The 14,135-nt window shown below is 54.3% G+C and carries 13 protein-coding genes; 7 read left to right on the top strand and 6 right to left on the bottom strand.

What is annotated here, in order from left to right; all coding sequences use genetic code 11:
• Window positions 1-24: 24 nt before the first annotated feature.
• Window positions 25-858 (bottom strand): UTP--glucose-1-phosphate uridylyltransferase GalU, encoded by an 834-nt coding sequence (galU, locus tag FBY01_RS01770; protein ID WP_010456264.1) that lies wholly within the window; start codon window positions 856-858, stop codon window positions 25-27.
• Window positions 859-1,167: 309 nt separating this feature from the next.
• Between galU and galE the strand changes: the two genes are divergently transcribed.
• The 6 genes from galE (at window position 1,168) to FBY01_RS01740 (ending at window position 7,277) form a co-directional block, all read left to right on the top strand.
• On the top strand, window positions 1,168-2,184 hold the full coding sequence (gene galE, locus FBY01_RS01765) for a UDP-glucose 4-epimerase GalE (RefSeq protein ID WP_145305984.1): 1,017 nt from the start codon (window positions 1,168-1,170) through the stop codon (window positions 2,182-2,184).
• Window positions 2,185-2,325: 141 nt separating this feature from the next.
• A complete protein-coding gene (locus tag FBY01_RS01760; RefSeq protein WP_083376201.1) occupies window positions 2,326-2,568 on the top strand; it encodes a hypothetical protein in 243 nt (80 codons plus the stop codon).
• 140 nt (window positions 2,569-2,708) lie between these two features.
• Window positions 2,709-3,764, top strand: a complete 1,056-nt coding sequence (locus tag FBY01_RS01755; protein WP_081853998.1) for a polysaccharide biosynthesis/export family protein — start codon at window positions 2,709-2,711, stop codon at window positions 3,762-3,764.
• Between the two features lie 14 nt (window positions 3,765-3,778).
• A complete protein-coding gene (locus FBY01_RS01750) occupies window positions 3,779-4,444 on the top strand; it encodes a YjbF family lipoprotein (protein WP_145305986.1) in 666 nt (221 codons plus the stop codon).
• Window positions 4,441-5,202, top strand: coding sequence for a capsule biosynthesis GfcC family protein (locus FBY01_RS01745; RefSeq protein WP_145305988.1), 762 nt, complete (start codon window positions 4,441-4,443; stop codon window positions 5,200-5,202). Before FBY01_RS01750 ends, FBY01_RS01745 begins: the two co-directional genes overlap by 4 nt.
• Window positions 5,199-7,277 (top strand): YjbH domain-containing protein, encoded by a 2,079-nt coding sequence (locus FBY01_RS01740; RefSeq protein WP_145305990.1) that lies wholly within the window; start codon window positions 5,199-5,201, stop codon window positions 7,275-7,277. The genes FBY01_RS01745 and FBY01_RS01740 overlap by 4 nt, the downstream gene beginning before the upstream one ends.
• Window positions 7,278-7,575: 298 nt before the next feature.
• Here FBY01_RS01740 and FBY01_RS01735 read toward each other — a convergent pair whose 3' ends face one another.
• The 4 genes from FBY01_RS01735 to FBY01_RS01720 form a co-directional block, all read right to left on the bottom strand.
• The gene (locus FBY01_RS01735) at window positions 7,576-8,970 is read right to left on the bottom strand and encodes an undecaprenyl-phosphate glucose phosphotransferase (RefSeq protein ID WP_042932702.1); all 1,395 of its coding nucleotides are present in this window, start codon (window positions 8,968-8,970) and stop codon (window positions 7,576-7,578) included.
• Window positions 8,971-9,330: 360 nt separating this feature from the next.
• Window positions 9,331-10,020, bottom strand: coding sequence for a helix-turn-helix domain-containing protein (locus FBY01_RS01730; protein WP_010456247.1), 690 nt, complete (start codon window positions 10,018-10,020; stop codon window positions 9,331-9,333).
• Window positions 10,021-10,049: 29 nt separating this feature from the next.
• Entirely contained in the window at window positions 10,050-10,811 is a 762-nt protein-coding gene (locus tag FBY01_RS01725) for an EAL domain-containing protein (protein ID WP_010456245.1), read from the bottom strand.
• Between the two features lie 28 nt (window positions 10,812-10,839).
• Complete coding sequence (locus FBY01_RS01720; protein WP_145305992.1) at window positions 10,840-11,580, bottom strand: winged helix-turn-helix domain-containing protein; 741 nt, start codon at window positions 11,578-11,580, stop codon at window positions 10,840-10,842.
• A gap of 499 nt (window positions 11,581-12,079) precedes the next feature.
• Between FBY01_RS01720 and FBY01_RS01715 the strand changes: the two genes are divergently transcribed.
• Complete coding sequence (locus tag FBY01_RS01715; RefSeq protein ID WP_077748253.1) at window positions 12,080-12,913, top strand: undecaprenyl-diphosphate phosphatase; 834 nt, start codon at window positions 12,080-12,082, stop codon at window positions 12,911-12,913.
• Window positions 12,914-12,966: 53 nt separating this feature from the next.
• Here FBY01_RS01715 and dusA read toward each other — a convergent pair whose 3' ends face one another.
• Window positions 12,967-13,962: a tRNA dihydrouridine(20/20a) synthase DusA gene (dusA, locus tag FBY01_RS01710; protein ID WP_145305994.1), complete on the bottom strand. Its 996-nt coding sequence runs from the start codon at window positions 13,960-13,962 to the stop codon at window positions 12,967-12,969.
• Window positions 13,963-14,135: the final 173 nt, after the last annotated feature.

The following is a 14,135-nucleotide window of genomic DNA, read 5'->3' as shown; positions in this document are numbered from 1 at the left end:
GGCTTGCCTGGATGAGTGAGTGGGTCAAAGACCGTTGAGATACAGATGCTCATAGCAAAAGTTGGTGGCGTCGATATAGCCTTCTGCACCGCCACAATCAAAGCGCAGGCCTTCGAACTTGTAGGCCAGCACGCAGCCGTTTTGGGCCTGCTTCATCAGTGCGTCGGTGATCTGGATTTCGCCACCCTTGCCCGGCTGGGTGTCGGCGATCAAATCAAAAATATCGGGGGTCAGAATGTAGCGGCCAATGATCGCCAGGTTGGACGGTGCGTCCTCGGGTGCCGGCTTCTCGACCATGCTGTTGACCCGGTAGATCCCTTCGGAAATCAACTCGCCGGCGATCACGCCATATTTATGAGTCTGATCTCGAGGCACTTCTTGAATGGCCACGATCGAGCAGCGGAATTTTTTGTAGAGCTGGATCATCTGCGCCAGTACGCCGTCACCTTGCAGGTTCAGGCACAGGTCATCCGCCAGCACCACGGCGAACGGTTCGTCACCGATCAAGGGACGACCGCTGAGAATCGCGTGCCCCAGGCCTTTCATTTCGACCTGACGGGTGTAGGCGAACGTGCAGGTTTCAATCAGCTCCCGAGTGCCGGCCAGAAATTTTTCCTTTTCGGTGCCGCGAATCTGGTGTTCCAGTTCATAGCTGATATCGAAATGGTCTTCCAGCGCACGCTTGCCCCGGCCGGTCACAATTGCCATGTGCTGCAGACCGGCGTCCCGTGCCTCTTCAACGGCGTACTGGATTAAAGGCTTGTTGACGATCGGCAGCATTTCCTTCGGCATGGCTTTAGTAGCAGGCAAGAAGCGCGTGCCATAACCGGCGGCGGGGAACAAGCATTTACGAATCATAGATATATCCTGGAAAGTCATTATTCACATCCACGCAGAAACAATATCGAGTGTGGCTGTGAGTTTTGAAGTATTACTGAGGTTGTACTTTAATACCTGAGTGAGGCTTTATTGGCAATTATTAGCAGGTGTAGAGTGGGGTAAATGTTATTAGTTGTCGGGGCTGATGCCTTTTAGTTAATTTTAGTCGGGGTCTGTTAATAGTGTTGGTTGTTCTGAAGTGCTAATAAGGTTTGGCGTCAATGGGTGATGTGCATATTTAACATTGCCTGTAATTGAGCACTTCAATACCCCACTATGGACCGCTCTATGAAGATTCTGGTAACGGGTGGAACCGGTTATATCGGTTCTCACACTACACTTGCGCTGCTTGAGGCGGGCTTCGATGTGGTTGTGCTGGACAACCTTTGCAACAGCTCTGACGCGTCCCTGCACGCCATTGAAGCCATCTGCGGCAAGTCCGCATCGATGATTCGCGGGGATGTGTGCGACCGGGCATTGCTGGACCGGATTTTTCAGGAGCATTCCATTGATGCTGTCCTGCATTTTGCCGGGCTCAAGGCCGTAGGCGAGAGCGTGCGCAAGCCGCTTGATTATTACGAGGCCAATGTTTGCGGGAGCATTACGCTGTGCCAGGCGATGTCGGCGGCGGGCGTGTTCCGGTTGGTGTTCAGTTCATCGGCCACGGTGTACGGCGCGCCTGAGCAGATGCCGATCCGGGAAGATTTCCCCACCGGCACGCCAACCAATCCTTACGGGCAATCCAAGCTGTTCATCGAAAACGTGCTGCAGGATCTGTGTGCGGCAGAGCCGCGCTGGAGTATTGCGCTGTTGCGTTACTTCAACCCGATCGGCGCTCATGCCAGTGGCCACATGGGGGAAGACCCCAGCGGGATTCCCAATAACCTGGTGCCTTACATCAGCCAGGTGGCCGTCGGCAGTCTCAAGGAGTTGTCGATATTTGGTGACGATTACCCCACCGTCGATGGCACCGGCGTGCGCGACTACATCCACGTGGTGGATCTGGCGGACGGACATCTCAAGGCATTACAGACGATCTCGACGCGTACCGGAATCAATATCTGGAACCTGGGCACGGGCGATGGTTACAGCGTTCTGGAGGTAGTGCGGGCGTTCGAGCAGGCGTCGGGGCGTCCAGTGCCTTATCGCGTGATGCCACGACGCTCGGGCGACATCGCCGAGTGTTGGGCCGATCCTTCCAAAGCGGCGAAGGAGCTCGGCTGGAAGGCCACGCGAAATCTACAGGAGATGATGACAGACACCTGGCGTTGGCAATCGAATCATCCCAGGGGTTACGTCGAGTAGGGCTTGAAACAGGCCGTCAGCCCCTGGTTTTTCTGCTGAACTGTTATATCAGGACGCAATGTTAATTATGGTCGGGAAAATTGACTGGAAACACGTCCCGCAAGTCCGTAGATATAAAGAACACGCAGGAAGGAGTTTGATATGAAAAAGATGATGGTGATTGCCGTATTGTCCATGATGAGCAGCGGGGCTTTCGCAGTAGAAGTACCTCTTTCGCTGGATACAAAAGTGCTGGGTGATGTAACGGCGGCACAAGCTGCATTGGCCAGCACTGCGATTGTTTCAGGCGCAGTGGCTGCCTCCAGCAGCGGCGGAAGTTCCAACGGCGGAACAACCGGAAGTACCGGGACTACAGGCACTACCGGTACCACCGGCACACACTGATAAATACCGCAGGTGTCATCCAAGATTGCCCGGCTAACACTGGGTGATCTTGTTTTGGGTTTGCCCTTGAATAGCGTAGTGCCATTATGATTCGTAGCGTTCCTTTTTTAATGCTGGCAAGTATTGCTTTGCAAGGTTGTATGTTTTCGCCGGGCCAACATATGAGCACCAGCGATATCACTCGCGAAGGCTCAAGCGAAAACAGTCGGGTCGAGCTTATTCCGATTACCCCCAAGCTTATCGCCATGGACAGGGCCACTCAGGTACATGAGTCATTACCCCCGGAATTGTTGACCACGCCCGACGAATACCGCATCGGTAACAACGATGTCTTGTACATCACGGTATGGGATCACCCCGAGCTGACTGCACCTTCTGGCGCGCAACAGCAGATCGATGCAAACGGCCGTCTTGTTCGGTCCGATGGCACGCTGTATTACCCCTACATCAAAGAAGTCCAGGCTGCCGGAAAGACCATCCAGCAATTGCGATCCGATATTGCCGAGAAGTTGTCGACCTTCATCTCGGACCCGCAAGTGGATGTCGCCGTGTTGCGCTTTGCCAGTCAGAAAGTGGTGGTGTCGGGCGCTGTATTGAAAGCAGGCCCTCAAGCGATTTCCACCAATCCGCTCAATGTGGTTGAAGCCTTGGGTTCGGCCGGTGTCGATCCGCTGAATGCGGACTTGTCCGGGTTGCTGTTGACGCGAAACGGGCGGGTTTATCCGCTGAATCTAGACGCGCTTAATCAACAGAATGCCGAGTTGCAGAAGGTCTACCTCAGAGGCGGCGATCAGTTGTATTTGCCCTACAACGACAGCAAGAAGATCTACGTGATGGGCGAGGTCAATCAGCCGCGTGCATTGACGTTCAAGACCCGCACCATGAATCTTTCCGACGTCATTGGTTCGGTAGGAGGGTTGAACCAGACCACCTCGAACGGCAACGCCGTGTACGTCATTCGCGGTGTAGAAAACCTCGATGTCGAACCCGCCAAAATCTATCAATTACAAGCCGAGTCGCCGTCCGCCATGGCGCTCGCCACTCACTTCGATGTCCGCCCTCAGGACATTGTTTATGTAGGCCCTGCCAACGTTACCCGCTGGAACCGCTTCATCAGTCAATTGGTGCCATCGGCCTCGATTCTCGGTATGGGCGCGGCGGCACAAAACAACTTAAGTGAAGCCAACAGCAGATAAGGTCTGGTCCCACTGTGAGAACGTTGAACGTTAGCGTCTGCTTGATGGCGGCATTGCTGTTGTGTGGATGTAATCCGCTGATGAAGGCCACGCTGGCGAACTTCAAAGCCGTGGCCACCGGGCCTGAGGACCTGGAATTGACTCCGGCGCAAGTGGCCGAGGTTCAGTATCCGCAACTCAAGCTGACCACCCCTTCCGGCGAAGGGGTGTTGGCGATGGTGCGTGAGCGAGGTGACTTGCAGTACTGGGTCGCGTCCGGCAAGCAGGTGTTGTTGCTGCGCGACGGCCTGGCGGTTCGCACTGTCGGCCTTGGGTTTGAAGGTGACCTGGACGGGACCCGTATCGAAGCGCAATCGCCGTTCAAGCAAGGTCTTCACCGATTGCCCGATGGATACACCAGCCAGCGCTGGATCGATCTCTATCGAGGTTACGAAGTGGGTGTTGCCGTGAGCAGCCGCTTTACCCGAAAACCCATGGAAACCCTCAGGATTCTGGACAAGGAATACGCCGTGCTGCGTGTCGATGAGCAGATAGAGGCACCGGCTATTGGCCTGCGCGCGACCAATCATTATTGGGTCGATCCGGATAACGGTTTCATCCTCCAGAGTGAACAGCAACTGACAGGGCAACTCAGGGTGAAGATCGTGCAGTTGACCTCTGAGCGCGGGGCTGTCCGTTGAAGTTTCCCAAGGTGTTATGGACGTGCCTGTTGTTGATCTGCGGTGGCGTGAATGCGGCAGTCAACGTCAGCGGTGATGTGCGCAATCCGGGGCCGGTCGAGCTGCAACCCTGGGGGCGCGTGCTGGACGTGATGCGTTTGGCGCAACCCAATCCTGAAAGCTACTGGCTGGCGGCCGCCTGGCTGCGACAACCATTGCTTGAGGAGCAGACCCGACTCAAGACCGGGGTCCTGTTTGACTTGAAGGTGCTGCAACGCACCGCATTGCTCTTCAATCGGCCCAGCCGGGCGGCATTGGCGTTGCAGTTGTACGAGCAAGTCAGCCGCATGCCGGTTACCGGGCGCCAGGTGGCGGTCCTTGATCCGATCGCGGTGGAGGTCGGCTTCGCTCGCAACTTCCGCCTCGATGACGGCGACAGCCTGATCTACCCGAAGCGTTCCGATGTGGTTGAAGTGCTGGGCGCTGTCGCCGAATCGTGCCGGCTCGCCTTTCGCCCGCTGCAAGAGGCGCGGGATTACCTGCAAGGGTGTTCATCGCTGACCGATGCCGAAGCCGATTACCTCTGGATCGTTCAGCCCGACGGGGTCACCCGCCGTGTCGGCATTGCGCCGTGGAATCGTGAAAGTGGGCAGGTGCCTGCCGCCGGCAGCAAAATCCTGGTCCCTGTCAAAACCGATGATCTTAATCCGCCTATACCTGAACTGAATCAGCAGTTGGCCGAATTTCTTGCCACGCAACTGGCTGAGGTGGTTCCTTGAATTTACGTTTTGCTGCAGTGCTGTTGTTGCCGTGTGGTTTGGCTCATGCAGAGCCGCGATTGACTCAAAACGATTTCGGCGGCGTGGGCTTGATGCAAACGCCGACGGCTCGAATGGCACCGGCCGGCGAGTTGAGTGTGAATGCCAGTCGAACAGAGCCCTATACCCGTTACAGCGTTTCATTGCAGCCATTTGAATGGCTGGAAGGCTCGTTTCGCTACACCGCGATCACCAACCGCCGGTATGGCCCCGAATCGTTGAGCGGCGACCAGAGTTACAAGGACAAGGCCGTGGACCTCAAGGTCCGCCTGTGGCAAGAAAGCCACTGGGCGCCTGAACTGGCCCTGGGCTTTCGCGACGTCGGGGGGACCGGACTGTTCTCCAGCGAATTTCTGGTCGCCAACAAACGCTATGACGATTTTGATTTCAGCGCGGGTGTTGCCTGGGGATACATCGGCAATCGAGGCGATTTCGACAACCCGTTGGGTTGGGCGGCTGATCGCTTCAATACCCGGCCCGACGGCGAGGGCACCGGTGACGTCAACACCAATGCCTATTTTCGTGGGCGACCTTCATTGTTTGGCGGCGTGACCTACCAGACACCCTGGGAGCCGCTCAGCCTGAAGCTTGAGTACGAAGGCAACGACTACAAAAACGAGCCGAAAGACAATGCCATCAAGCAAGATTCGCCCATCAACATCGGCGCCGTGTTCAAGCTGACCGATTCGGTCGATCTCAGCGCGGGTTGGGAGCGCGGCAATACTGCGATGTTCGGCATCACCCTGCACACCAACTTCGTCAGCCGCAAGGCGCCGGCCAAGACTTACGATCCGCCCGCGGAGCGTCTGCCGACACAGGCTCCTGCCACACCACCGGATCAGGTTAACTGGGCCAACGTGTCCCAACGTTTGCAGAAAAATGCCGGCTACAAAGTCGAGCGCATCACTCAGCGCGGCCCCGAGTTGTTTGTGTACGGCGAGCAGACGAACTATTTCCATTCGGCCAAAGCCGTCGGCCGCGCCAGCCGGATTCTGGACAACAGCGTCAACGACGATATCGACTGGTTCACCCTGGTGAACAAGCGCTACGACATGCCGCTGGAAGAAACCAGCGTGCCGCGCGAGACCTTCCGCGAAGTGGTCAACAATGAGGAGCCGCTGCAAACCTTGCACCGAACCACTGAGGTCAACGGGGCGATGCCGCATACCGAGACCACGCTCTATACTGCCGCGCGCGATCCCTTCAGCTATGGTGTCGGGCTGGGCTACAAACAGAACGTCGGCGGCCCTGATGGTTTGCTCTATCAGCTGAGTGCCGATGCGGACGCGGAGTATCGTTTCACGCGCAATACCTGGTGGAGCGGTCTGCTGAGCGCCAACCTGGTGAACAACTACGACAACTTTACCTACGACGCACCAAGTGGTTTGCCCCGGGTGCGGACCGACCTGCGCAAGTACCTGACGACCTCTGACGTCACCATGCCCACGTTCCAGTTCAGCCACGCCGAGCAACTGGATAAAGACCTGTATGGCATGGTCTACGGCGGCTATCTGGAGTCGATGTTTGCCGGTGTGGGCGGTGAGGTACTGTTCCGTCCGGCAGGCCAGCGTTGGTCGGTGGGTGCAGACCTGAACTACGTGCGTCAGCGCGAGTTCAACCAGGGTTTTGGCTTGCGCGATTACTCGACCGTGACCGGCCATATCACCGGTTATACCGACTTGCCTTTCGATACCCAGGCCGCCGTCAGTGTCGGCCGCTACCTGGCGCGGGATTGGGGCGCCACAGTCGATCTGTCACGGGAGTTCCGCAATGGCGTGCGATTCGGTGCTTGGGCCACGCTGACCACTGCGACGACAGCGGAATACGGTGAAGGCAGTTTCGACAAGGGCATCTACATCTCCATTCCGTTCGATGAACTGATGAGCATGTCGACCATGCGTCGGGCCAATATCGTCTGGTCGCCGCTGACCCGGGACGGCGGTGCACGGCTCAATCGCAGCTACTGGCTGCACTCGATGACCGATAGCCGTGACAGCGACTTGTTCTACCGTAACTTCGACAAGATCACTGAGTGAAAGCGGGCGATCTGCAGGGCGATTAGCGCTGTAGATCGCATCGCGGTCGACCGAAAGGGGACAACCTGGAAGGTCATTTAATAAGCGGCGCCATCTTGCGCAGGGTTCTCTGCGTTAAAACGACACACTTGCAATGATAAGCCGGGGGCTGACTCAGCTCCCGGCTTGAACAAGTGTTGCCGTGTGTCAGGGGGCCTGGTGTGGCAGGGGCGTAAGTGCGACTCAGCGCCTGATAGACGCCCATGAAAAAGGGGACTTGCGTCCCCTTGTCATTTTGCGGTGCCTGGTATTCAAGTGATCAATAGATGTCTTTTGACAGCAAGGTAAAAGGCGTCTTCACCAGGATCTTCAAATCCAGCCACAACGACCAGTTATTGATGTATTTGAGATCGATCTCCACACGCTTTTGCATCTTGTCGATGGTGTCGGTCTCGCCACGGCAACCGTTGATTTGAGCCAACCCGGTAATCCCCGGTTTGATTCGGTGGCGAGCCATGTAGGCGAGAATCTTCCCGGAGTAGTAATCGTTGTGCGCAACGGCGTGGGGACGTGGTCCGACCAGGGCCATATGGCCTTGCAGCACATTGATCAACTGCGGCAGTTCGTCGAGCGAAGTACGGCGGATAAAGCGTCCCACCGGAGTGATCCGAGAATCGTTACGGCTGGCCTGCTTGACCTCAAGGTCATCGTGCACGCGCATCGAGCGAAACTTCCAGACCTGGATCACCTTGCCATTCCAGCCGTGGCGGTCCTGCTTGAAGAACACCGGGCCGGGAGAGTTGAGTTTAACGGCCAGGGCAATCAGTAACAGCAACGGACTTAGAAGAACCAGGGCCAACAGCGCCACGCTCTTTTCCAACAGGCTTTTACTCAGTGCGGCGGTTGGCTGGCTGGTCAACGGGCTTTCATTCAAGTAGATCGCCGGCAAGCCGTCCACGACCCTTACCGAGTGATTGAGCAGCATCAGGCTGTTCAAGTCCGGCACCCAGACCACATCGACGTTGGCCCCCAGCAAATCGATATACATGGCTTCAATGTTTGCCGCTTCACTCAGGGGTAGCGTGATGTACAAACGGCGGATGTCATGGGTTTTGATCAGCGCCAGCAGATGCTCTTGCGGGCCTACGATCGGCGGTGAGCCCATCGCCAGCGGGAGCGTTGTGTCGGTGCTGACCAACCCCACCAGCGGGAAGTGTTCAAGGCTACGCAGCTTCCGGGCGAGACCCAGCGCCAACTCGCCCGTACCGACGATCAGGGTTTTATGCTCGCTTTGAAGTGACCGTTGATAGTATTGCGAGAATCCGTGCAGCGGCACGTACAACAGTGCCTGCCCGAGATAACCGCAGGCTGCCCATATCAGGATCAGTTGACGGGAAAACAGTCCATCGGCCTTGCAGATGAACGCCACACAGGCCAATGCCGCCAGGGTCATTGTCCAGCCCACCAACAAACGCCCCAATCCCTCCAGGTAATTATCTTTCTTTGCATAGACGCCACACCAGGTATAGGCGGGCACCGAGGCAAGTACCGTTAGAATTGCGCACACTCGGTAATAGAACTCCACCGTCCCGGTGTGGTAATAAACCAATAGAAACAACAGGGCTACAACAAAGCCCTGACCCAGTGCCCATTGTCCCCAGAAGGTCAATCCTTTGAGGTGGGTATTTCGATTGATACGAAGATTGTTAACCATGCGATATCCCCAAAATACGTCCATTCGCGTGTCGACAGACAAGAGCCAAGTTGATGTGGTAAGCATTATTATTTTTATAAGAGGGCAAAACATTGACGGTCGAAATGCCACTGTGCGGCGTGCTCGTCAGTGAATAGATTAATTTATTGGGCAGAAAGCTGTCTGACGACTTTTAACGAGTGGTAAGTTGGTGTGCTGGTTATATTGAGGCGGCGAAGTGTTAGAAATAGTCGATAATGAAAGTTGATTTCAGGAAGGGGCAAGCGAGATTGTCTGCGGAGAGGGGAGGGGCCGGAGGGTGAAATGGTGGGGTGCTTTTTTGTTTTTGTATGCACTACCATAGCGATCAATCTTATTGATTCAGGTGAGACTTTTCCCCCGTACTATTTTTTGAATCAGGCAATAGCCACGATTCCTCACGGCCCGGAACAAACGTTCACCATTGCTGGCACTCTTGAACTTTTCCTGTAGCCTGCTCAAGCACATTTCCAGGCCTCGATAATGCTCGGGTTCTCTGCCGATGCTCCGAATAAGATCATCTTTACTTACGACTCGCTCATCATGGTGCAGCATTTTCTTGACCAGTGTGGCTTCTAGCCCGGTCAAGACAACCTCTACGTCATCTTTGATCAACGCACCATTGCCATGACTCAATCGCCAGGCTTCTGTATAGGGATAATGCGGTTTTACCGCCTCATTGAGGAGTGAATCCTGGGTGTTTTCCCGGTCTTCATCTGCCCGTGAGGATATGTTGCTGAACCGCGTATCGGACTGGGCCGCTCGCCACTCGGATTCGAATGAAGAGAGAATGCGCTGTGTATCATGTCTGATAACGGGAGGGACAATTCTGTCCAGGTGAGGGGAAATAAATTCCATTAGTTTAGGGGCGGATGAGGGTAGGGCAACACCCTCGACAAACATCTTTGCCTGCGACGTACCAAATGAGTTATATCGCTCGCTCGATAATAATGCCTCAAGCTCTAGTTGTAATGCCGGGCTGTGAGTAACGACGACAAAATATTTTCTGGGGAGGGGTGTACTGCTTTCCATGTCTCTCTCCTGAAGGGCATACTCAGTTTTTAATTCAAAAGGTTGTCGGCAGGGGAGTAATGGCTCCCTTGAAAGTATTCAAACGGCAGCGCGCGCGCCAGTATATGGCTCGCGGCATGCTCCACTCTGTCAGCTATGAAGGCGACTTTAGTGGTGTGGGTCAGCATGGTCATGCGTTCGTGGAGACGATTGAATAATTCGGGGTTGCCCGTGAGTTTAAGGCTTAAGTCTAGGGTTGAAAGAGGGATCTTGATATAGTCGAAAAGATTCAGGGTTGTAAAGATCTCGATACTTTCATTGTCGATGTTGTAACCATCGAACGCGATTTCTATGCCGTGGTCTTTCAACAGATACACATTGTTGAGAATCTTCTTTTTTTCACTGAAACTGACCGCCGAAAGAGGCAGTTCATTGAAAGCGATAACCAGCGTCTGACCAAAGTTGTGCAGGGCGTCGCTGGACTGTATCAACTCTTCCGCGAGTGCTGAATCGGCGAGGTCTGATTGTCCGACGCAGACAAATCTACGACTTAAGTATTTGTTTTTGCTGGATATATTATGGTCTTTCAGCGAAAAGGCAATCAACCGGGTCTGCATGAGCACTTCACTGTAGATGCCGCTCATCTGCTGCATGGATGCCGCAAAAGATGCATGGGCTGGCTGAGCCGGACTGTCGTCAAACTGTATTCTGATCTCGCTGCCAAATGGGCAGTCATCACGAGTGAGGATCAATTGTCGAGACAGATAATGACTCGCACGATAGATGTGTGACGCGCTCATCGTTGCGTTCATAATGCAATAACTCCCTGCATATTAATCATCAGGCGGTCGAGATGAGACCCCTGACGAGACGATATCCATGCCCACGAATACTTTGAATGGCGTTGGTGCCATACATGCCTTTTATCTTGCCGCGCAGGCGACTGATAGATTTTTCCAAGGCCCTTGGGTCATAAAACGTTATATTCAGACCCATGATTCTGGCGATTTCATCATGGCTCAGTATTTGATTTCTTGTTTCGGCAAAGGCTTCCAGGATTTTCATTTCCGGAAACGAAACATCCAGTTTTTTATAGTCTCCAATCAGGCACATACGCGTGGGGTCCAAGAGTAAACTGTGTTGCTTGTGCCATTCTGCGCTATTAAAAAACTCGGAAAGTACGTCCGGGTTATCTTCAGGAAGCGTACTGAATTTAATGCAGTGGTCTGCGCCGGCAAGATAGTATCTCATCTTGTTGTAGGTGCCTTTGCCGGTGATGGCTACAAAGATAATAAGGGCCTGGTTATCGGCACGCATATTTTCCACCAAGGCGATGCTTTCATCAAACGCCTGAGGGCTGTCAATGACAATGAATACTGCACGGTATGAATGGGAATCCTTATTTTTTCTAAACAAGTTGTTGAAGCACATAGTGTCAACGGGTATATCATGCGCTACATAGCTTGCAACTAATGTCCTGAAACCCTCAGCTAAACTATCGGTCCGCCCAATGGTGAGAATACCCGTCACCTCCTTTGTGTGGCTGTGGCTGGTATTCGTTAATTTCCCTGTAAGCATCATGCTTTGACTCGGCTGGGTGCTGACATTTGGATGTTAAAGCACCAATTCTCATTTGTGACTGACAATTGGTAACATTTCCCGGGTTTTCAAGCAGGTGTCACAATTTTTTTAACATTGTTGAGCAATCTGGCGAGATCCTTTGTGCCCCTGATGCTTGGTATGCACAGTGGCAAATAGGCATCATTGTGCCATCTTTTCGCGCAATGTCCCGCTTTTCCAGTTCAATAAGCCTGGGTGGGCGGTTGAAGCTGCCTTAGTTGGATTTTTATGGAGGCCTAATGAGTTACCAGAACTAGGCTGCTTTAAGTGCTGGTTTTAGTATGTGTTTTGTTTGGAACTAGCTGATTTTTCTTGTTATGTAACGTTTGGGTTGATGTTGATATTCATGGACAATTATTAACGTTGAGTTTTAATGCAGGGCTGAATGCGTTTTACTGACTCGTTGGCGATAAAATCGTCAGTTCGTCAGCAGTTTTGCTTTTGTAGATGAGGGGGGTTAATGGATTTTTGGACTACCGTAACGGTATTGATTTTAGGCGTGGTGGAAGGGCTGACAGAGTTTTTACCCATATCAAGTACAGGGCACCAAATCATTGTCGCGGACCTGCTCGGCTTCGGCGGTGAGCGTGCCATGGCTTTCAATATCATCATTCAACTTGGGGCCATCCTGGCCGTGGTCTGGGAGTTTCGGCGAAAGATCCTCGAGATCGTCACAGGCTTGCCAACCCAACGTAATGCGCAACGGTTTACCTTGAACTTATTGATCAGCTTTATGCCTGCCGTTGTATTAGGTGTATTGTTCGCCGATAAGATTCACGAATATCTGTTCAATCCAATCACCGTGGCGGTGGCATTGGTAGTGGGCGGTATCGTTATGTTGTGGGCTGAGCGGCGGGAACATAGGGTGTATGTCGACCATGTTGACGACATGCGCTGGACCGACGCGTTAAAGGTCGGGTTCGCTCAATGCCTGGCGATGATACCGGGCACCTCACGCTCAGGATCGACCATTATCGGTGGGTTGCTATTTGGACTGTCGCGCAAGGCAGCCACCGAGTTCTCGTTCTTCCTGGCCATGCCAACCATGGTCGGTGCCGCCGTCTACTCAGGCTACAAATATCGGGATCTGTTCCAGGCTGGCGACCTGCCAGTCTTCACCTTGGGCTTCGTCACCGCGTTCTTTTTCGCCATGATCGCCGTGCGCGGCTTGCTCAAGTTTATCGCCAGCCACAGCTACGCCGCGTTCGCCTGTTACCGAATTGCATTCGGTCTGGTGATCCTGGCCACATGGGCATTCGGTTGGGTTAACTGGACTGAAGCAGCAGCGCTCTGACACGTGAACCAGGCTGCGGACCCACCAGCCTGGTATTTAAAAGATAAAACGGATTAACGCCCTTCAAGCAACTCAGCTGCCTGATCCAGCAACGCCAAAGGCTCTTTAGCCTTGTGGATATCCACCGACAACAACTGCCGAAACTTGCGTGCCCCCGGGAACCCGGTGCCCAGCCCCAGCACGTGCCGGGTGATATGGTGCATCGAACCGCCCGCATCAATATGCGCCGCTATATAAGGCCGCAACTTCGCCAGCGCCTCCGCCCGGCTAATCACCGGTGCCGTACTGCCGAACAACTGCTGATCCACCTCAGACATCACATAAGGGTTGTGATACGCCTCGCGGCCCAACATCACACCGTCAAACGTTTGCAAATGCGCGTGACAGGCTTCCAGCGTCTTGATCCCGCCGTTAAGAACAATCTCCAACTCCGGAAAGTCCGCCTTCAACCGCGCCGCCACGTCATAACGCAGGGGCGGAATGTCACGGTTCTCTTTCGGCGATAAGCCCTCCAGAATCGCAATCCGCGCATGTACCGTAAAACTCGTGCACCCTGCATCCCGAACCGTGCCAACAAAATCAACCAATTCCTCGTAACTGTCCCGCCCATTAATCCCGATCCGATGTTTCACCGTCACCGGAATCGACACCGCATCGCGCATCGCCTTCACACAATCCGCCACCAGCTGCGGATGCCCCATCAGGCACGCGCCGATCATATTGTTCTGCACCCGATCACTCGGGCAGCCGACATTCAGATTCACCTCGTCGTAACCGTGGTCCTGAGCCATACGGGCGCAGGCGGCCAAGTCGAGAGGGACGCTGCCGCCGAGTTGCAGGGCCAACGGGTGTTCGGCTTCGTTGTGACGGAGGAAGCGTTCGTGATCGCCATTGAGGAGCGCGCCGGTGGTGACCATTTCGGTGTAGAGGAGGGCGTTTTTCGATAGTAAACGTAGGAAAAAACGGCAGTGGCGGTCAGTCCAATCCATCATCGGCGCCACGGAGAATCGGCGGGAGAGCGGGGCGGGTGTGGCGGTGATTGGGGGCATTGGGGGTCTGGAATCGATGGGGCTGGGAGGTGGGGGAGTTTATCAGGAATGGGCTTTTGAGGTGGAGACGAGTCTTACCGGGTTGGCGTTGCAGCAGAACAGAGCGCCTTTTTTGCCTCAGGAAACCGCCTTGGCTGAACCAATCCTGTCGCCCAGCCAAGTTTCATAATGTC

Origin of the sequence: Pseudomonas sp. SJZ077, assembly GCF_007993905.1 — a bacterium.
GTDB lineage: Bacteria > Pseudomonadota > Gammaproteobacteria > Pseudomonadales > Pseudomonadaceae > Aquipseudomonas > Aquipseudomonas mandelii.
Note: the sequence above shows the minus strand (reverse complement) of the source record. Positions and strands in the feature narration are given on the sequence as shown.